Source organism: Okeania hirsuta, assembly GCF_003838195.1.
Classification (GTDB): domain Bacteria; phylum Cyanobacteriota; class Cyanobacteriia; order Cyanobacteriales; family Microcoleaceae; genus Okeania; species Okeania hirsuta.
Genome location: NZ_RCBY01000144.1, coordinates 1 through 20,610 on the forward strand (window position 1 = coordinate 1; position 20,610 = coordinate 20,610).

At 36.5% G+C, this 20,610-nt stretch carries 16 protein-coding genes and 1 pseudogene; 8 read left to right on the forward strand and 9 right to left on the reverse strand.

The window, feature by feature from the left end; translation table 11 throughout:
- Window positions 1-45 precede the first annotated feature (45 nt).
- From D5R40_RS21115 to D5R40_RS37925, 3 genes and pseudogenes are all read right to left on the reverse strand, one after another.
- A complete protein-coding gene (locus tag D5R40_RS21115; RefSeq protein ID WP_124155156.1) occupies window positions 46-321 on the reverse strand; it encodes a hypothetical protein in 276 nt (91 codons plus the stop codon).
- A gap of 180 nt (window positions 322-501) precedes the next feature.
- Window positions 502-1,851, reverse strand: a complete 1,350-nt coding sequence (locus D5R40_RS21120; protein WP_205127543.1) for an HNH endonuclease family protein — start codon at window positions 1,849-1,851, stop codon at window positions 502-504.
- Between the two features lie 15 nt (window positions 1,852-1,866).
- A pseudogene (locus D5R40_RS37925) lies at window positions 1,867-2,514 on the reverse strand (DUF262 domain-containing protein); the annotation flags it as partial.
- Window positions 2,515-3,070: 556 nt separating this feature from the next.
- On the opposite strand from D5R40_RS37925, the gene D5R40_RS21125 reads away from it, so the two are divergent.
- Entirely contained in the window at window positions 3,071-8,794 is a 5,724-nt protein-coding gene (locus tag D5R40_RS21125) for an alpha-2-macroglobulin family protein (RefSeq protein WP_192901214.1), read from the forward strand.
- Window positions 8,795-8,914: 120 nt separating this feature from the next.
- On the opposite strand, the gene D5R40_RS21130 is transcribed toward D5R40_RS21125, so the two are convergent.
- Both D5R40_RS21130 and D5R40_RS21135 read right to left on the reverse strand, forming a co-directional pair.
- Entirely contained in the window at window positions 8,915-9,481 is a 567-nt protein-coding gene (locus tag D5R40_RS21130; RefSeq protein WP_124147381.1) for a Uma2 family endonuclease, read from the reverse strand.
- Between the two features lie 280 nt (window positions 9,482-9,761).
- Entirely contained in the window at window positions 9,762-10,043 is a 282-nt protein-coding gene (locus D5R40_RS21135; RefSeq protein ID WP_124147380.1) for a helix-turn-helix domain-containing protein, read from the reverse strand.
- A gap of 47 nt (window positions 10,044-10,090) precedes the next feature.
- Here D5R40_RS21135 and D5R40_RS21140 point away from each other — a divergent pair, with 47 nt between their 5' ends.
- From D5R40_RS21140 to D5R40_RS21150, 3 genes are read left to right on the forward strand one after another with little or no spacing between them, the layout of a single operon-like run.
- Window positions 10,091-10,282: a hypothetical protein gene (locus tag D5R40_RS21140; protein ID WP_124147379.1), complete on the forward strand. Its 192-nt coding sequence runs from the start codon at window positions 10,091-10,093 to the stop codon at window positions 10,280-10,282.
- A gap of 58 nt (window positions 10,283-10,340) precedes the next feature.
- Complete coding sequence (locus tag D5R40_RS21145; RefSeq protein ID WP_124147378.1) at window positions 10,341-11,504, forward strand: DUF262 domain-containing protein; 1,164 nt, start codon at window positions 10,341-10,343, stop codon at window positions 11,502-11,504.
- Window positions 11,505-11,510: 6 nt separating this feature from the next.
- Window positions 11,511-12,578: an MAE_28990/MAE_18760 family HEPN-like nuclease gene (locus D5R40_RS21150; protein ID WP_124147377.1), complete on the forward strand. Its 1,068-nt coding sequence runs from the start codon at window positions 11,511-11,513 to the stop codon at window positions 12,576-12,578.
- 742 nt (window positions 12,579-13,320) lie between these two features.
- Here D5R40_RS21150 and D5R40_RS37930 read toward each other — a convergent pair.
- Together D5R40_RS37930 and D5R40_RS37935 are read right to left on the reverse strand one after the other, a co-directional pair.
- Entirely contained in the window at window positions 13,321-14,241 is a 921-nt protein-coding gene (locus D5R40_RS37930) for an alkaline phosphatase D family protein (protein WP_205127675.1), read from the reverse strand.
- A gap of 190 nt (window positions 14,242-14,431) precedes the next feature.
- Window positions 14,432-14,824: a hypothetical protein gene (locus tag D5R40_RS37935; RefSeq protein WP_205127676.1), complete on the reverse strand. Its 393-nt coding sequence runs from the start codon at window positions 14,822-14,824 to the stop codon at window positions 14,432-14,434.
- 70 nt (window positions 14,825-14,894) lie between these two features.
- Here D5R40_RS37935 and D5R40_RS35740 point away from each other — a divergent pair, with 70 nt between their 5' ends.
- Entirely contained in the window at window positions 14,895-15,041 is a 147-nt protein-coding gene (locus D5R40_RS35740; RefSeq protein ID WP_161564725.1) for a hypothetical protein, read from the forward strand.
- Here D5R40_RS35740 and D5R40_RS21160 read toward each other — a convergent pair.
- Together D5R40_RS21160 and D5R40_RS21165 are read right to left on the reverse strand one after the other, a co-directional pair.
- Complete coding sequence (locus D5R40_RS21160) at window positions 15,038-15,745, reverse strand: GDYXXLXY domain-containing protein (protein WP_124147375.1); 708 nt, start codon at window positions 15,743-15,745, stop codon at window positions 15,038-15,040. The two genes, D5R40_RS35740 and D5R40_RS21160, sit on opposite strands and share 4 nt — an antisense overlap.
- 547 nt (window positions 15,746-16,292) lie before the next feature.
- On the reverse strand, window positions 16,293-17,690 hold the full coding sequence (locus tag D5R40_RS21165; protein ID WP_124147374.1) for a DUF2157 domain-containing protein: 1,398 nt from the start codon (window positions 17,688-17,690) through the stop codon (window positions 16,293-16,295).
- Between the two features lie 418 nt (window positions 17,691-18,108).
- Here D5R40_RS21165 and D5R40_RS21170 point away from each other — a divergent pair, with 418 nt between their 5' ends.
- The 3 genes from D5R40_RS21170 (at window position 18,109) to D5R40_RS21180 (ending at window position 20,415) form a co-directional block, all read left to right on the forward strand.
- Window positions 18,109-18,513, forward strand: a complete 405-nt coding sequence (locus tag D5R40_RS21170) for a VOC family protein (RefSeq protein WP_124147373.1) — start codon at window positions 18,109-18,111, stop codon at window positions 18,511-18,513.
- Between the two features lie 505 nt (window positions 18,514-19,018).
- Window positions 19,019-20,278, forward strand: coding sequence for a rod shape-determining protein RodA (rodA, locus tag D5R40_RS21175; protein WP_124147372.1), 1,260 nt, complete (start codon window positions 19,019-19,021; stop codon window positions 20,276-20,278).
- Window positions 20,275-20,415 carry a hypothetical protein gene (locus D5R40_RS21180; protein ID WP_161564724.1) on the forward strand — a complete coding sequence of 47 codons (141 nt, stop codon included), beginning with the start codon at window positions 20,275-20,277 and terminating at the stop codon, window positions 20,413-20,415. Before rodA ends, D5R40_RS21180 begins: the two co-directional genes overlap by 4 nt.
- Window positions 20,416-20,610 lie beyond the last annotated feature (195 nt).

Sequence of the window (20,610 nt, forward strand, 5' to 3'; positions counted from 1 at the left end):
CTGACTCCTGAGGACTCACAACAGTCATTTATAAGTATTCAACCGTTAGCGTAGCTCCCCCGGAGGGGGAACATGATATAAGTCATTAATTTCATTAACAGCTTTTACCAGAGTTTCTGGCAAACTATTAAAGCGTTTTTCCAGCAAATCAAGAATATTTTGTCTGCAAGTTGCTTTTGCTCCTATTTCTTGACCTATTTCTTGACCTCTTTCTATAGCCAATTCTTCGATAGTGCTTAAAAATTCCACTCTTTGTTCCTCCTCATATTGATTAATTTTGCTTTGAAAGCTTGATTCTAATTCTGGGGGTAATGTCATCATTTTATCAATGAATTTAAACAAATTGATAATATCGAGCTTGGTTAAACCCTTTTCGTATAAACTTCTAACTAATTCTTATTTCCATTGCTCTCTTTCTGTAAGGTTACTTGTGGTACTCTTAGTTTTCAAATGTGCCATTACTATCATAGCAAATGGATTATTATTCGATTCTAATTCCTCTCATTGATAATCTAATAGTTTGACTATGGCAAAATCCAATCTCATTTGACTGTTTCCTAAACCATATTCATAGAAATTTGGTCGCCAAGATGGGTTTTCATCTCCAAGTATAGCTAAACTAATTACTGGTTTATGGTAAAGGTCAAAAGCTCGATAGTTATAGATAAACATTCGCTGGCTAAATTCTCGGTCATACTGACTTTGCACTTCTTTATTATCAAAAAAGATAGCGTACTCTAACTTTTTACCAGTAGGTTCTTCGGCATCAAAAATACTAACCTCATTAAAATCTATTTCAGTTTTAGTTTTAATTTCTGGAAATGACCATACTTGCAAAAATCTTTCAGCGATTATTTTTAATCTCTCTTCAATTTCTTCTTTTCCCCATTTATCTATTTCGCTTAAATAGCGATTCAACCAAAGTCTACTATATTTATAACCTTGCTCTTTGCCATCTATATTCATATCTCTTTTAGAAGTAAATGTTTTATTTCCTAACTTACCATTATTGCCAGAAAGAGTTAAATTAGCAATAATATTCAAATAATTATCTTTAATCGAATTAAATTCTTCCGTTCCTAATTCGGCTTCCCACTGTGGGTCAGGATTTTGAGGAAATATATGTTCTATAGTAATGTCATTATTTTCTTCAATTTTGACAGGTTCCTTATTTTGATAATTTTCTAATCGCTCTAAGCAATAAATTCTGTTTTTTGCCTTTATGCCATACATATCTTTTTCTCGAAGAGCATTTATTACTTCATGATTTCTAGGAAATCTTTGGTTGCCTTTTTTATTAATCAAGGCTGATTGAATAGAAGTTAAATAATCTCCTGGATTGACATCTTCATAAAGGCGCATAAAAATTTTATTAAGTGAATTAGGTGCTAATCCAACAATAAATCTTCTCCATGTAAATGATTGAATTAATTCTAATACATCAACAAATGTTTGTTTAGATATTAAACGGCTGGAATAGTCATCATATACTTTCAACATAAATGGATAAGTAACATTAATTTCTAAGCGATTAATATATTCTAATTGTAATCTAATTTCTCGATCTGGCTCATGAATAGGATTTACTAACTTGTGATAGTATTTGGCAAATTTTTTGATAGGCTTCAGATTATTTTCTACATCTTCAACGGTTGTTGATATTGGGTATTTTAATTTAAACTCTTGATAAACTTTATTTTTGTTGGGAATTTTCTTATTTTTAAGGGTTAAATAATCTCGAATGTAGTCAGAAACTTTACTAGAATTTTTGGATTCATCTCTGGCATTTTTTTCAATATATTCCCAATAATTTCTGTAAATCTTTTCTTGCGATTTAGTTTTAAGACCCATTAATATATAGTTTCTGATTAAATCTGATTGAGATAATTCAAGACCTGTGGAATTCAGACTTTCAAATATTCTCTGGGGGTCGTCTTTTCCCCTTTCTAGAGATATTTCCACAAACATTAATTTATTCAATCCTGTCTGTATAATTTCATAGTTTTCTTCAGATATTCTAGAGCGAAAGTAGTTGAAATTATCAACTAAGCGTGAGAAGTCTGAGTATTATTCTTGATTTTCAGTATCTAATAGATATTTTAAAATTTTCTCATTATTTTCTGTTGGTCTTAATTTTAATTTTTCTTCATCCTGAGCAAATTCATTAATTAGGTATGTTTTATTTATCCGATTAGCTAAAGCTTCCTTCTGCAATTCTTTTGCTAATCTGTAAAGAACTAAATAAATTAAAGTGACAGTGGTTAAACGTTGTTGCCCATCAATAATAGTTAGTTCCCTGATTCCTGAAACTGAGTAAATATCATCATGTATATAAACAATACTTCCAATAAAGTGAGCATTTAGTTTTTCTTTTTCGCCAAGTTCAAAAATATCATCTAACAGTTGTTTACATTGAGCAGAACCCCAATCATAATTTCTTTGATAAATTGGGATAACAAATTGTGTATCATTTTGAGAGAGAAATCTATGGAGATTAACTTCGTTGGCTTTCATATCTAATTTCAAGCAGATGAGATAGATAAATTTATTTATAAATCTTACTATGAAGCATAAAAATTAGCAAGAAAATCTAGTTGATGTGTTTTTATCTTTTTATTTTTGCTTTAATCCCCATCCATTTTTTCTTCCTTTTTCCTTCTTCCTTCTTCCTTCTTTTTTCTTCCTTCTTCAACTATAAATCTTCTCCTATATTTTATCCCATCGTTTACTTAAAGATTTTCATAAGTACTAGAAAAATAGAATGTCGATCAGGTTTAGGTCTCTAACTTCCCAAAGCTCTTTTTCTTGTTCTGTATAATTTGCTGGTATTGCTTGATTAAATCATTTGAATCAAATATTGCTGAAGTTAAGGCTTTTAAGGATTTATTCCTGAACTAACTCATCAAGGCTTTTTCTTAATAAAATATACAAAAATATTACAAAGTTTAAATTGTCAATTTCAATTTTTAGAGATATAATCATGTACCATAAATAGATGAACTTATCTATTTTATTCAGGAAATAAACCTCTAATAATTGTAGTTAAAAATTATCCTCAAATCAAACAAATATGGTGTTCAAATATTGGAAACATTTTTTACTAGGATTATTCCTAGCTTTTGCCATTGCAGCTTGTGGTTTTTTTAACACAAGTTCAAAACAGGCAAAATTACCTATGGTAGACCTCATAATTACTCCTCCACTACCGGAGTGGATAGAACAAATTAGTCCGACGGGAGAAGCAGAACTTTTAAGTCAAATTCGGATTCGGTTTAAAGAACCTTTAATTCCTTTGGAAGCTTTGGATTCTCCAGAACAACAGGAGAAACTTAAAAAGTTTGAAATTTTCCCAGAATTACCTGGTCAATTCCGATTTTTGACTCCGAAAATGGTTGGTTTTCAACCTGCTGAAGCTTTGCCAAAGTCTACGAGAGTAAAGGTTACTTTGAAGGCTGGTTTATCCGACCTTAAAAATCATCAATTAAATGAATATTTTGCTTGGACTTTTAATACTGAACCAGTTAAATTAACAAATTTACCAACTACTAAGCAGCAAAATAGAACACCACAACCAATTGATATAAATCCGACGTTAAAATTTACTTCCAATGTGGAGTTGGATGTAGATTCAATTGAGAAAAATTTAAAATTTTTACCAGAGGGAGAAACAGAAAGTTTACCTTTGACAGTTAGTTTAGAAACATTGGAAACTAATGGGGAGGAAGAAGAAGTTGTTACAGAAGAATTTGATTCTTCATTCCGTCAGTGGAATTATTCGATCGCTCCTCAAACTACTCTAGAAAAGGGTACTAAATATCGCCTGGAATTTGACTCGGGAATTCAACCTGTAAAAGGTAATTTACCCAGTCAAACACCTTTTGTCAGTGAAGTAGAAACTTATTCTGCTTTTGAATTTTCTGAACTGAAATTTTCCCAGGGTGGCGGCAGGTTTGTTAAAGGTAATCCCTTGTTGGAATTTAATCATGGTGTTGTACCTGAATCAGCATTAGAAAATATTACTATTGAACCACAACCAAAAGAGACAAAAAATCTGATTCAAGCTTATGATGACTATAATATTGTTAGTCTCAATCCTTGGGCGTTAGAACCCGATACAAATTATACAATTACTATCGGCGCTAATATCAAAGATAAATTCGGGGAAGTATTAGGAAAGCCTGTTGTTTTAAATTATCAAACAGGGGATTTAGTCGGAAATCTTTCTGTACCTGCTGGTTTAAATATTTTTCCTGCTAGTCAGGATTTACAACTGAATATTTCTACAGTAAATTTGCCAGATTCGGAATACAAAGCGGCTTATCAAGTTGTTCAACCAACAGATTTGGTTTACGCAGAATCGGCTTATCCTAGAAGAGATAGAAAAAATTTATTACCAGCAAATGAAAAGTGGAAAAATTATCCTGTTTCTGGAGAAAAAAATCAGATTCAAGAAGTAGCAGTTCCCCTCAGAGAACAACTCGGCGGTCAGACAGGAATGTTGGCTTATGGAGTAAAAGCACGGACGAGTTCTTATGTACAAAACGGCGAGACAAAATGGCAGGAACCGAGATTTTATGGATTGGTACAACTGACTAATTTGGGAGTATTTGCTCAGTGGTTTCCAGAGTCGGGAATTATTCGGGTAAATCATTTGGATGATGGTGCGCCAGTTGTGACGGATGTGGAAATTTATCAATCTCAATTAAATGCTAAATCTCAGCCTAAACCTACTGCTTGTGCCACGGGAAAAACCGATGAAAATGGTTTGCTAAGTTTGACTAAGACCGACTTACAAAAATGTATGAATGGTCGGCGTTTTTCCCAAGCACCGGAATTATTAGTAATTGCCAAAGAAAAGGAAGATTGGGCTTTTGCCAGAACGAAAGAATATAGCGGTACTTATGGTTATGGGATTTATTCTGGTTGGGATAGTGGCAAGGCTGAATCGCGGGGTACTATTTTTTCTGATAGAGAACTTTATCAACCAGGGGAAAAGGTTTGGTTGACTGGAGCTGCTTATTATTTGGAAAATGGTAACTTGAAACAAGCGGAAAATATGGATTATCAAGTAACTATAAATAATCCAGATGGAAATAAGACAAATTTAGGTACTCAGACTACTAATGAATTTGGTACTTTCTCTCTAGAAATTCCTCTAGATAATAATCAGTCATTGGGTTATTACAATGTGGAAGCTAAGGGAGAAAATGGCATAGAATTTTACGGACAATTTCGCGTTGCTGAATTTAAACCACCTAATTTTCAAGTAGACCTAAAACTGAATCAAGAAATTGCTTTGATTAATGAACAAATAGTGGCGGAAGCTGAAAGTAATTATTTGTTTGGTTCTCCAGTACAAGGAGCAAAGGCTAAATATTATGTGACTCGTCAAAAGACAGAATTTACTCCTGAAAATTGGCAAGAATTTGACTTTGGTCGTCAATGGTTTTGGCCGGAAGAAACGCCGACTATTCCTAATAATGTATTGGAAAAAAATGTGGTGTTAGATAATCAAGGTGAGGATAATCAAATATTTACTGTCGGAAAAGACTTGCCTTACCCAATGACTTATCGAGTAGATGTGGAAGTGACAGATATATCTAATCTTTCTGTGGCAGATACTCAAACTTTTACCGCTCTACCAAGTAACAAATTAATAGGTCTAAAAAGTAAATTTGTTGCCGATGCTAATAAAAAGTTTCCGGTAGAAGTTATTGTCACCGACCCTCAAGGAAAACCACTTTCTGGAGAAAATATTCAACTGGAATTACAACAAATGGAATATAGTAGTGTTACTCAGGTAGTGGCAGGTAGTCGCAACCCCAAATATCAAGTCGAATATAAAACTGTTGCGAGCCAGAAAGTCAGAAGTGGCAATAAACCCAAAACCGTCAACCTCACTCCACCAGAGTCTGGTAGTTATCGCATCCGGGCTAATTTTGCCAATGCTGAAAATGACATTACTGGCACCGATATTCAGATTTGGGCAACCGGAGCAAACCGCGTTTATTGGGGAGGTCGCAACGAAGACCGTCTAGAAATTAAACTCGACAAAGACACCTACAAACCAGGAGAAACAGCAACCGCTTTAATTCAGTCACCCTATCCAGAAGGGGAATTATATTTTGCCGTCGTCCGTGACAAACCACTGTATGAAAAAATCATCAAAGTTACAGGTGGCGCGCCAGAAATTCAGTTTCAAGTGACAGAAGATATGTTACCCAATGCTGCGGTAGAAGCAGTATTAGTGCGGCAAGGTCAACCACTCGCAGAAGTGGAACCGGGAACTGTGGAAAATTTGATGAAAGTTGGTTTTACTCCATTCAAAATTAATTTGGCAGACAAATACTTAAATGTAGAAGTCACACCCCAACGTCCGGAAGCGCAACCGGGAACTATGCAGACTGTGGAATTGGCAGTTAAAAATAATCAAGGGCAACCCACTAAAGGTCAGTTTATAGTGATGGTCGTAAATGAAGCGGTCTTGCAACTAAGCGGTCATCGTCCCCCAGACTTAGTCGAAACCGTCTACGCTGAACAACCAATATCAACCACTTTCAACGATAACCGTCCCGAAGTACAAATGGAGGCCATGTCATCCGCTCTGAGAAAAGGTTGGGGTTATGGTGGCGGCATATCATCTGCTGCATCTAGCACCCGCATTCGTACAGACTTTCAATCTTTAGCTTATTACAACGGTTCTGTAATTACAGATAATAACGGTAAGGCAACAGTAACTTTTAAAATGCCAGACGATCTGACAACTTGGCGCGTAATGACTGTTGCCACAGATGGGAATTTGCATTTTGGCAACGGGGAAGCAACTTTTGTGACGACTCAACCATTAATGTTAAACCCAGTGTTGCCTCAGTTTGCTCGTATCGGCGATAAATTTGAGGGTGGCGTAACAGTTACGAATAATACTGGCAAAAAAGGAAATCTGAAAATAGATGGGGAAGTTAGTCAGAATATTTTGTTTGCCGAAAATTCCCAAACTACCCAAATTTTTCAAACCAGCACAGACTCAGGTACCAACGCTTACCGTTTCCCAATGGAGGCAAAACAAGCGGGTGAGGCAAAAGTGCAATTTACCACTGACCTGAATAACCGAAACACAGATGGGTTTGAAATTTCATTACCCGTGCAGTCCTTGGCAGCAAGTGAAAGTGTTGTAGAGTCTGGAACAACTGACTCTCAAATACAAATTCCACTGAATATTACAGAGAATGTAATGCCAGATGTGGGAGGTCTAGAAATTTCCATGGCAAGTACATTAATACCAGAAATTACAGCCCCCGCAAAAGCAGTGTTGAAAAAAGACCAATTACCATTTTTAGAGCCTACCGCCAGTCAATTAGCGATCGCCTCGAACCTCCAAATATTGGGTGAGAAATACGAGCAAGCATTTGTAGACTTCAACCCAGAACAACAGGCAAAACAAGCATTAGAAAAATTAGAAAAGTTGCAACTGCCAGACGGAGGTTTTGGTTATTATCCAGGATGGGAAAAATCCAATCCTTATCTAACACCCTATGCAGCAGAAGCGATCGCCCAAGCAAAAAAAGCATTTCCAGATTTAGTAAATGAGGAAATGGTAAGTAGTCTACGGAATTACTTAAACAACATTTTGGCAGACCCAGGCAAAGATGAATATTGCAGCGAACAACTTTGTAAAAATCAAGTGCGCTTAGATGTTTTAATGGCATTGTCAGAATTAGGCGACACCCGCAATAGCTTCCTGTCAGATATTTATCAACAACGGGAGAAATTATCTCAGGTAGACCAAATAAAACTAGCGCGCTATATATCTACCTTCCCAAAATGGCGCACCCAGTCAGCAGAAATGTTTAAGGAAATTCAGGAAAGCGTCTATGAAACCGGACGTAGTGCCACATTGAATATACCGCCAACCTGGGGATGGATGAATTCGACTACCGCTGCTCAAGCTCAAGCATTGCGACTATTTATTACCCGCGACGCCAAACCAGAAGTATTAGACCGACTATTACAAAGTCTGCTCAACCTCCGACGGGATGGCACCTGGCGCACAACCTATGATAACGCCGAAGCATTGAAAGCATTGGTTACTTATAGCAACACCCAACCAGCTCCACCGAATTTCGTCGCCACCGCCAAATTATCAGGCAAACAATTAGATGCTGCCCGTTTTCAAGGTTATGAAAATCCGAATCTATCTTTAAATGTAGCAATGGATGGGTTGCCAAAAGGAGAATCAGATTTAGTCTTGGAAAAATCTGGAGAAGGCAAACTACACTATTTAGTCGAATACAGTTATCGCCTCCCAGGAAACAAACCAGGAAAGTATAACGGTTTGCGAGTAGCACGGGAAATTCGTCTGGCAAATGCCGTAGGAACGTTGCATGAAACGTCCGTTTTGCAACGCATGGATCTATCTGAAGTGGCGTCACCATTAGATGTCAGTGCAGGGCAAGTCTTTGATATTGGCATTGAGGTTATAACAGACCGCCCCGTAGACCATGTGATTATTCGTGACCCACTGCCAGCAGGTTTAGAAGCAGTTGACACCAGTTTCCAAACCGCCACTTCCGCTGTCAAAGCAAAAGCAGATAGTTGGCAAATAGGATATCAACAGATATATCGCGATCGAGTAGAAGCTTATGCAGACCGTTTAAACCCAGGAGTGTATAGCTTACATTATTTAGTCAGGTCTGTTACTCCCGGAACATTTATATGGCCTGGAGCAGAAGCAAAGTTACAATATGCACCCGAAGAATTTGGGCGATCGGCAACAGCAACGTTGGTTGTGAAATAGTATGTGACTTTAGGGTTTTAGGGTACGCAATGCTTACCCTAATTAGGAGCTGCTGAAAAAAATTGGTTGGTGGGGGGAAGACACACCGGAGACGGATGTCATTTCCCCTTACATTCACAGCTAAATTAACTTTGCTTTCTGGAAAATTTGCAGAGGAGTTAAACTTAACTCAGGTAATAAATCATTCCCTAAACTATCTTCCCCTTGCTTCGTTTGTGGAGGAGAATCTGGATAAAAAACGGTGATTTTCTTAACCTTTGTATCAATTAACCAAACAAGGGATACCCCTGCTTTTAGATAAGCTTCCGCTTTCTCACTAAGGTTACTAAAAGATTGAGCAGGTGATATAATTTCTATGACTAATTCAGGGGGAATGGGGCAAGCATCATCTTCTAATTCAATATCCCCTAACTTATCATAAGATATATAGAGTAAGTCTGGAATCGGACACCAATCTTTGTCATCTCGTTTTAAGCGAACACACCATTCGATACCAACTTCCCCTTTATCTTGATTCCAATCTTCAAGAATTGAGGATAAAGCAAGTGTTACACGGGAATGAGAACGTTTGGGTGACATTTTTTGAATTAATTCTCCATCGAAATATTCATACTTTTCACTAGCTAAAGGGGATGACAAAAATTCATCCAGTGTGAGCCTTTTTTCTTGGATAGCAGTCTTGGACATCCTTATAATTCTCCTAATTAATTAAGTAGAGTTAATACAGTATAATGTTCTTGACACTCTCACCGTTAAGTCATATCATGTCCGGTTGAATACTTATAATTAAGATAGTAGGGGAGCGGGGGAGCAGAGGAGTAGGGGAGTAGGGGAGCAGGGAAAATAGAGAGATTTACTGTTTAAGCAAGAGGATAAGTTTTTTCATCACGCTATTATCCGGACATGATATCACAGCTCCTAGCTCGGCGCATAACGCTATGCAGATTTTCCAGCCTTGGGTTTCTTCTCAAACACGGTGTAAAGTAATTTCTATATCAAGTTGTTTGAGAAAATCAAGTAGTTTCCCTTCACTAAACTTTTGAAATTCTCCGTTCATCAAATGAGATACTTCTTGTGGAGAAATACCCAGAATTTCACTAATTTCATTCTGTTTAAGATGACGTTTGTTGAAAAAACGTATTACCTGAATACCTATTTTTCCTCGTGTAAAAAGTTCGTCTGCATCGTCCAAACCAATATCGGCAAATACATTACCACTACTTTCTTCAAAAATTTGCTCTTGTATCATTTTTGTTTCTCCGCTAAATTAATAAGAAATAATCACCAAAAAAAACTATGACTGCTCACACGGATTATGGCACGGATGTACGGATTAAGAGTCCAGTAGGATACCTGAGCATTAACAATAAGCAAGATGAGAAAAGATGGGCAGAAAATTTTGCTAATTCTCAAGACCAACTCGCCCAACTTGCCTCAGAAGCGATCGCTGAGTTTAAAGAAGGTAAAACTAAACCTTTAAACTTTTGACCATAATAAAAAAATTCTTATACAATCATAAATTAGAGTTCAAATTTAAGGAAAAAAAATGTCACTATTACCAATTGAACAAAAGATGTGGCAAGAAAAAGCTACAACAAAAACCAAAAATGGGAAATATGCAACTGATATTGTTGCTAAATATCATTCGAGAGAAAAAAGAATACTTACTGAAATTAATCGGGAAAAACTTCCGAGTTTTGCAGAAGCATTAAAGAAACCTGGATATATGGATTTACGACCATTTTATCAAAGAAGAAGCCGTTGGGATAAACAAAAGCAATCCCGTTTAATTGAGTCATTTCTGATTAATATACCTGTACCTCCAATTATTCTTTATGAACAAAGTTATAATTCCTATGAAGTTATAGATGGTCAACAGAGAATTACGGCTATTAGAGATTTTTATGACAATCAATTAAAGTTAACTGGACTAGAATTTTGGTCAGAATTAAACGGACTTACTTATCAAGAACTTGATTCAATAATTCAGAGAGGAATAGACCGTCGTTCCATATCAACTATTACAATTGTTACAGAATCAACAGCCGATCCTGAAGAAGCAATGTTGTTAAAACAGCTTGCTTTTGAACGTATCAATACAGGGGGAGTAGATTTAAGTAAACAGGAAGTAAGACATTGTTTGTATCATGGAAAATTTGATGAGCTATTACTTGAATTATCGCGTAATCCTATATTTGCTGAAGCTTGGGGAATACCTAAAGAAAATGATAGCCCCGACTTGGAAACAAATAATCTCTACAAAAAAATGGAAGATGCTGAATTAGTGCTACGTTTTTTTGCTCTGAGAAATAAGGATTATTTCCGCGGTCAAATGGAAGATTTTCTAGACTTTTATATGATAAAAAGTACCCAATTCTCCGATAAAGATATTGAATTGCTAAGAGAGATTTTTTTAGAAACTATCGAGTTAGCTAATCAACTCTACGAAGAAACTTTATTTAAACCTTTTGGCGCAAAGAAGCAAGTATCTTATAAAGCTTATTATGATGCTGTAATGGTTGGCTTGAGTCAACATTTATCACACGCCGAACTATTAATTTCCAAAAAATCTAGGGTTATAGAGGAAACAAAGAAATTATTTGAAAAAGATAAATCGCGCCTTTTCACAGGTGGTGGAAAAACCAAAGCCGATATTCAAAAAAGAATGGAACTCTTTAACAATATGCTTTTACGAGTGATTGGAGAATAATTGAGAATGTTTGATAATCTCCTAGAAATTGTCAATGTAAATATTGACAGTATTAGTGCAATGATTCAGACCAATGATAGATTGAGAAAAATAGCAAAAAAAGGAATTGTACAGACACAAAAACTAAAAGATTATCCAGAAATTATTGAATTAGAAGAGTTAGTAAAAGGAGTTCCAAATGATAAGGAGTGGGAATTATACGAACATTGTGCAGTAGTAACTCGTTTGTATGCGATCTATGAAAATTTTGTAGAATATTTAATATCAACTTGGCTAAAGTATCTTCAAAACATAGTCGAAAATTATTTAGAATTAGATGATACAATTCGGAATACTCATCGAGAAGGTGTGGGGCGCATACTGCTAGAATTCAAAAAAGATAGGTTTAAATATCTTTCTGAAAATCAGGTAATTAGAGGTCTATTCTATGGCACAACGAATCAGAATAAAAATTATCAGTTATTGCCAGAAGCTTTTCTTTTGCATGACCAGAATTTACGGAAAGATATATTAGAAAAATTCTTTGCAGATGCAGGAATAGCTGGTACTTGGAAATGGGTAATAAATTACAGAAAAGTCAAACACTTTGTAGAAGAGATTCGAGGAAATCAGAACACTGCTGAAGGAGAACTTAATCAATTAATTTCCTATAGAAATGAAGCAGCTCATGGAGTTGTTGATGAGATTCTAGGCACTCAAGAATTACTAGATTTAGGTGACTTTATTAAAGCTTTGTGTCAAGCTTTAGCAGAATTAGTAACTTATCAGATAATTCAAGAGCAAACTTCTACAGGTAAAGCCAAAGAAATTGGTGAAATTACAGAATGGTTTAAAAAGCCAAAGGCAGCAGTAGCAAGAATTAATAATAGTAGCTTGTCTATAGGAACAAATGTTTTTTTAGTCAGTGAAACATCTTCATATTGTCGCTTGGCTACAATTGAGAGTCTTAAAATTAATGATATTTCCCAAGAAAGTATAGAAATAACCATTGAAGCTGAAGTTGGTTTAAAATTTGATATTGATGCTAAAAAAGGATTGAAAATTTATATAATAGTTGAAGATTCAGTAGAATAAAACCTATGAAAAATGCTCTTGATATAGCAGTGTTAAAAAAAATAGTAGGGTTACGCTGACGCTAACCCACCGAAACATTATAGATTTGGCGGTGCGTTACACTTTCCTGCGGAATGCTGCGCAAACGTTAACACACCCTACGAGATTACTGGTTTCTTTGACATCCTCCCGACGCTGCTCTGCGAGACAGCGCACCGATTCCCATCCACCAATCAAACAGACTAAGCTGACTGAACGACTCAGGGCGGGTTGACACCTCACTGGAAAATGCTGGCAATGCCAGTCTAACGCTTCCTCTGTGTCCGATAAATAATCGACCAGTGCCCCTCGGCGACGGGACTTGAAAAAAACAATAGTAATCTCAACCTTGGTTTTTGGTTGAGTCTTCTATTTTAACAAATTATCTGTAAAACTGCAAGATTGATTGGTTTTCCCATCTCTCCGCTCCCCTAATAGCTGCCGCCACCATCCTCCGCCAACGGGAGAGCGCGGGTCTTCAACCAACGTTGAGATAAACCGGAAGGTGTACGGAGGGGTAATATCATGTCCGGATAATTAGTTATAAAAAAACTTTCTCCTTCAACTCCAGTTCTTCTTATTTCTTCCCTCTTTCCTCCTGACTCCTGACTCCTGACTCCTGACTCCTCCGTAGTTATTTATTTATCACTGTTCAACCGGACATGATATAACAGAACCCCTTCTAAACGTTTACTGCTGATTGCTGAGTGCTGATTGCTTATTGTCAAAAACTATGTTCTTTTTCTCCTAATAAATTCCCTAATCTTTGAAAAACCTGAAACTTCAAGGAATTCAAATCGCAAGTCACCCGCGAAAAATTGTCATCGAAATGGGCAGGTCCGGCATTTGTTACAGCATAGCTATGAGATGTTAATGAGGTAGTTTTCAGCTTTCCTGATAACTGGAAACTACCACTTTTATGAGGGTAAGGCCAGAAAAAAGCCGATGATATCAGAGAAATAATTTTAAAATCTGGGTCTTCTTCGCAAAGTAACTCCGCTGACATAGAACAATGTACGTCACCAGATAGAAAAACTACCCGTTTAATTTTATTGGTGCGGATAAATTCCAAAAGTTCGGTGCGTTGGTGCAAATATCCACTCCATTTATCTAGCTCAGTCTTTTTAAAGTCTGGGAAAAATGGAACTGCTGAGGCAACAAACTTTACTCGCTCTGACCCATCTGCTAGCCATTTTTTTAAAGCTTCAAACTGATCTTCATTAATTATTTCTCGCTCTTCAAATGCTGGATCGCAGGATTCTGCCTCGTCACGCTCTGTGCGGGTATCGGTTACAAAAAAGTCACAGCATCCGTCTGTAAATTTGTACCAGAGTTTTGAGGGCGAACCAATAACATCAGCTTTGTCATCTACAATCTCGAATAACGGACTGTGACTCATCTGATAGGTAATGTAAGCATGAATTGCTACAGGGAATAGAGTCACCCAATCCTTCGGCGACGCTTTGGACGGCCAGTTATCCTCTATTTCGTGGTCGTCAAGAGTCATGTAGGTAGGAATTTGCCCCATCAGTTCGCGAATATGGGGTTGGGTAAAGGTCTCTTGATAGCGACTAAAAAACTCCTCAATTGTGCGATCTGCACCGATAGCATTGAGGTCGTCGGCATAAATTTGGTCTCCTACCATGAGCAAGGAATTAGTAGTTGTACCAGAGTTTATTTGTTTGAGAATAGATTCAAAAGTTTTGTCGCCGCGATCGTCAAACCAAGAACCAAATAATTTTAGCAGATAACGACAAGAACCAAAAATAAATGAGCGACTCTTTTTCGGATCTGTGGAAGCAGTCTGAAATTGCTTGGTATGTGCTTTCGACCAATCAAGGTTTAAAGCTTCTGCCTAGCAATTTCGGATCTGTGGAAGCAGTCTGAAATTGCTTGGTATGTGCTTTCGACCAATCAAGGTTTATGTTTGCTTGGTCTACTTCCTCTTTTTTTTGCAAAAAATAGCCAATTTGATATTCATACTCTGTTTCTGAGGATAGTTCGTCGAATACTGCTACTCCGGAGGTATCAAAAGCAGGAGACATCTTGAAGAAGATGGGGGGGTCATAGTCTGAGGAGTCTAGGGCACGAATTCGGGCGACTCCTACACAAGGGAGAACACTTTTTTTGTTACTAGAGAGTTTATATTCGCCACGACCAAATATGCGTGCAGTGTCGCCCGTGACTGCACCCAGGATCGGACCAACGGTTAAAGGTTTTACTTTCATTGTCTATCTAAATAGTATGCTTTTTAAGCTATTGCATAATATCGTTATTCTTTGATTAAGTCAATGCTCTATGAAAAAACTAGGCAAGGAAGAAGGAAGAAGGAAGAAGGAAGAAGACTTTAGCTTTTACATAGAATCCGGTTATATAGTATATGTTTATAACTATACTCCCCTACTCCCCTACTCCCCTACTCCTCTTTCTGCCTTATTCAATTAAAATTTGTAGTTGCGATCGCGTACCCATAAACTAACAGGTACTGCTTGGCCTTGAGAACTAACTTTTACTTCTACTACAAAAGGTATTTTACCTTCTAAATTAACAGTAGTTTGTGCTGCTCGAATATCCTGATTAATATCTTTGCGTTTATTTTCAGGCATATAATAAGTTTCTAAGCCATATTTAATTGTCCGACCATTAAATTTACCTTGAATAGCTATTTGATTAGCTGGCAAATTTTGAGGTTGTTTTGCACTTACATCTACAGGTTTCCACACTTTGGGAATGCCTAAATTTTCTGTTGTTTCCGGTGCAGCTAAAATCACATAAATATTAGTTGGATTTTGCGAAGAAAGTTTTCCTGAAATTTCTAATTCAAATTTATTCCAACCAGGAAGTTTATTCAAATTATCTTTGCGGGATATATCATAATCTAAAACTTGATAATAGCCTCGCAAAAAATCGTAGGGGTCTACAGGTACAGTTTGCAAAACTACAGTTCTACCTGTAATCGTAGTATAAATAGCTTGAGCAGGAATTGACAAAATTAATGCTAACTGTACAGTTAATGGCAAAATAAATCGCCAAATTTGCATCTGATTTTTTGAAGATTTTGTTTGATTAATAGGTGGATTTAATTCTTCAGAATAATCAGATTCTTTAGTTGATAAATTGCTTTGATTAAAAGGGTTGATAAATTTCATGTTAATTTTCTCTTAGGGAATAGGGAACAGGGAACAGGGAACAGTGGGAAAAACATTGCCTAGTCTAAGATTCATCATTAGCATAAGTCCTAACCGCTTTGGCTATTATTATAATATCAATTTGGAGAAAGAATGTGTAAGCATTTCCTGCGGAATGCTTACAAGAATGTTACTAATAATAAGGGCAGTAGGAGGGAATGGCCATTCGCCCTTTAACTCCTAAGAAATAATACCATTTTCAAAAAATATTGCTACATTGGCTATTCAAAGTATTAGGTTTTAGGTGGTAGGTGGTAGGTATAAGAAATAAACAGTGAAGATTTTTCAATTCCGTTAAGCATCTATAATTTTACTGTAACAATCTTTCTTGAATTTGGTATAACCTAGTTATTTGTAGCAAATATTTATCAAATTGTGATAACACCTACTACCTAACACCTACTACCTAACACCTACTACCTAACACCTACTACCTAACACCTACTACCTAACACCTACTACCTAACACCTACTACCTAATTTTGTATAACCTCAAATAAAATTGGTATTAATTCTTAGATAATAAATGACGTTCAAACCATAAACCAGCAGCTATAACTCCTACACCACATAAAATAAATACAAAAGATTTAAGTAATAATTCGGTATTATACTCAAAAGTGCGACAGAGAATTTGTAAAGTTAGTAATACCAAACCACCCCAAAAACCTCCTCTAATTCCTCGCATCAATCCAATTCTAATTAAACCTGCTGCTAAGAGAAACATTTCTATATTTATGATAAAAGTTGCTATTTCTGGAATTTCATTGATACTCAAATGCCAGAAACATAATATTGTAGTTACAACAATGAAACCTAAAATCACACTACTGACTGAATCTAATTGCCAACGATGAGAATTTGTTCTATCAGTTTGTGCTAAATTAAACCATTCCCAAACAGAAAAACCTATAAAGATTAGAACTTCAATTAAAGTCAACCAACTAAACTGTAATGATGTATTTCCATCGCTCAAATCTTTAGTTAAAACATAATTCCAAATTCTCCGAAAAGATAAATATAAAAATCCAATACTCAAATACCAAATAGCTAAACTTCTTGCTAATTGTTGAAAAAATCGACTATCTATTTTAGGCAAAATAGTATCGTCATACCCCCATAATAAAGCTGGAGGTAAAGTCAAAGCGATCGCTCCCAAAAAACTATTATTTGATAAGTAAAAAATTTGCCACAAACTAATTTCTAGAGCTAGTAATAATATTGATGTAGCGAGAAAAAAAATAATCTTGGAACTGCACCAATAAGCTAGTGGAATTAGCAACAATACTGCCACCAAAGCCATATATTTGATAATTGCCTTTAACCAGGAAAATTCCACAGAATCAAATATAGTTGATAAACCCATTAAATAGCCTAATCCTATTAACAGGATAGCCATAATTCCCAGACTTTCCAGTTGTAAACTATAAGCCATTACCAAAACTCCCAATCCCCAAACAATGTATAATCCGTAGGGAGAACCACCGATATGAAACATTTGAGCCATAAAGGCTATATTTGCCCCTAAAATTAAGGCTCCAAATATTAACAGTCCGTGACCTAATCTTTGTTTTTTACTGGTAGTATTTGGTAGATTATTGGGCTGTCGCCAGAGATAAAAACCGCAGGTATTAACTAAGATAAATAGAGTTAATAATAGAAGTGTTTTTACTCCTCGCGACCACTGTTGCCAGTTAGCAGAAACAAAAGTGATAATACCTAATCCTAAAAGAATACCACCTAGAGAAATTAAGATAGTAATAAAACGAGCGCTGGCGGTTTCCTCCAAAGCATCAAACTGGTATCTTTCTGATAGTTGTTGATAAAAGCGATCGCTAATTAATTCCTCTGTTTGCCATAGTTTTGCTTCTTTGCGGAGCTGGCGACGAAACTTTTCTGTAATCATTTTATTTCTAAATTAAAGAATAATATCATGTCTGGATAATTAATATCAAGTCAGAGACCATTGGTATAATTAAGGTTTGCTGATTAAATCTAAAAGCACTGACATATAAAAGATTCAGCCTTTAAAGGAGCGAAAAAAAGTGCCTGGTATCACGTTGAAAACCCTCAAAAACTTAGCATAAAAGGCAGGAGGGATAGCAGAAAAATCAAGGAACAAATATATCCGACTATCTCCTAATTAATTCCTCGTTTCTCCTAACTACTCTCTGCTCCCCCACTCCCCTACTCCTGAAAAAGACTTTTTCAGCAAACCCTAATTAGGAGTCATGCGATCGCCTCATCTGGATACAGGAAAAAGCAAAACAAACAAATAGCGCGTAATATAATTCAAAATAGAAAAATTTTAATAGTAGTTGACTATGAAGCTGAAAAGATTAGGCCATGTAGCTATCTGCGTGCAAGACGTTGACAAAGCAGTAGAGTTCTATCAAAATTTGGGAATGGAAATAGCCTGGAAAGATGCTGACTGGGCATACCTAAAAGCTGGTGATGATGGACTAGCACTTTTGAGTCCTGGATATGAGCAAGCAGGGCCACATTTTGGGTTTGTGTTTAGCGATCGCTCAGAAATGGAAACCGCCTACGAACAGCTCAAAGTCCAAAATATCCAAGTCTCCCCTGTCCATGAACATCGAGATGGCACAGCTTCCTTTTACGGTAGAGATTTAGATGGTAACTGGTTTGAATACCTATACGAACCGGAAGCCATAGTTATTGAAAAAGGTAGAAGGCAGAAGGCAGAAGGCAGAAGGGAAAATTCCTGATGAATTACAAACCCTAAAAAATTTTAAACATCCCCGTTGACGGTGGGGTATTAAACCCACAAAATAAAAGATAATTAGAGGCCGATTTCACCGCCTTGGTGAATAGTATCTTAAGTGGGGGAGTAGGGAAGTTTCATGCAACGTCCGTACAGGGATAAGAAAAAATCAAAATAATTAATATTAGACTCTTTCTACTCCCTGCTCACCGTCAGGAGCATCACTGGACTGGGCATTTTCAACCTGCCTCTAAAGTTTACCGAAAAACATATAAATTTTATAGCAGTCGCCATTACTCTATTTGACATATCAAAAGCTTTAAACTCAGACAATGCTAGCTTTTCCCAACTTTAGTCCTCCCAGATAACTAAAGTCTCCTTCCTTCTTCCTTCTTCCTTCTTCCTTCTGCTACATCAAAAAAAATTTTAATTGATGCAGAGATCCTACTTAAATATATGTATTAACTATCAGGAGTATTCTAAAGTCTAAAATATCTACATATTAAAATATGACCCAGAAATTAGTATTAAGAAATCGCCGAAAATGGCCTCTCTTGCAATGGCGCAATATGGACTGGTCTCTAATGCTGGTCTATATAGCAATGACCACTTTTGGTGGAGTAATGATCCAAAGTGTCGAACGAAACCAGGGATTAACAGATTGGTGGCAACACTGGCTCACTGGAGGAGTAGGCTTAATCTTGGCCTTAATTATTGCTCGTTGTCGTTATGAAGTTTTAATGAACTGGAAATGGGTAATTTATATTTTAACCAATCTTTCTTTGGGAGCTGTACAACTCATTGGTACTTCAGCTCTGGGGGCACAAAGATGGATTAATGTTGGTGGTTTCCACGTTCAACCCTCAGAATTTGCCAAGGTAGGAATAATTATTACCTTAGCAGCAATACTTTCGTCTCAGACCAGGGTAAGGCTATTAGGCTTTTTTAAAGTTTTGATGATTACAGCCGTACCATGGTTTTTAGTATTTATAGAACCCAACCTCGGCACATCTTTAATATTTGGTGCAATTACTATGGGGATGTTGTATTGGGGAAATGTTAATCCTGGTTGGTTAATATTACTTGTCTCTCCTATTTTTTCAGCCATTCTTTATACTATCTATTTCCCTGCTTGGCTTGCATGGATCGCTTTGATGGCCTTAATCGCATGGCGGACTTTACCTTGGAAATGGCTATGGACACCTATAGTTACCGGGATTAATGTTGTCTCTGGAAATATTGGGCAAATATTATGGAATTTGCTCAAAGATTATCAAAAAGACCGACTAACAGGATTTCTGAATCCAGAACAAGACCCTCTGGGCACGGGATATCACCTAATTCAATCTCGTATTGCTATTGGTTCTGGACAGATGTTTGGTAGGGGGCTATATCAAGGTACTCAAACTCAACTACATTTTATCCCAGAACAGCATACAGATTTTATTTTCTCAGCTATTGGCGAAGAGTTGGGTTTTGTTGGTTGTATTCTGGTACTTTTAGCTTTTTGGTTTATTTGTCTGCGGTTGGTTATTATTGCTCAGACTGCTAAGGATGATTTTGGTTCTCTGATTGCCATTGGAGTATTATCAATGTTAGTATTCCAGGTTTTTGTGAATATTGGGATGAATATTGGTTTGGCTCCTGTGACTGGTATCCCACTACCGTTACTTAGTTATGGGCGATCGGCTTTGTTGAGTAATTTTATTGCCCTGGGGTTAGTGGAGTCAGTGGCTAATTACAGTGCTAAATCTAGGCAAGGTTTTTGACAATAGGCAACAGGCAACAGGCAACAGACAACAGACAACAGACAACAGACAACAGACAACAGGCAACAGGCAACAGGCAACAGCTCATCTGGGACAGAGCTATTTCATTTTTGATAATCACCTGGGTAGGGGAGTAGGGGAGCTTATACCATTTCAATTAAATAATGTCACAAATAGGTAGATATTTTAAGTACTTAAAATATCACTTCTAACTTTTGACTTATAATGTCACAAATAGGTAGATATTTTAAGTACTTAAAATATCACTTCTAACTTTTGACTTTTGAATGTATGACTTTAAATGGGGAATAGGGGAGCTGATACTATTTCAA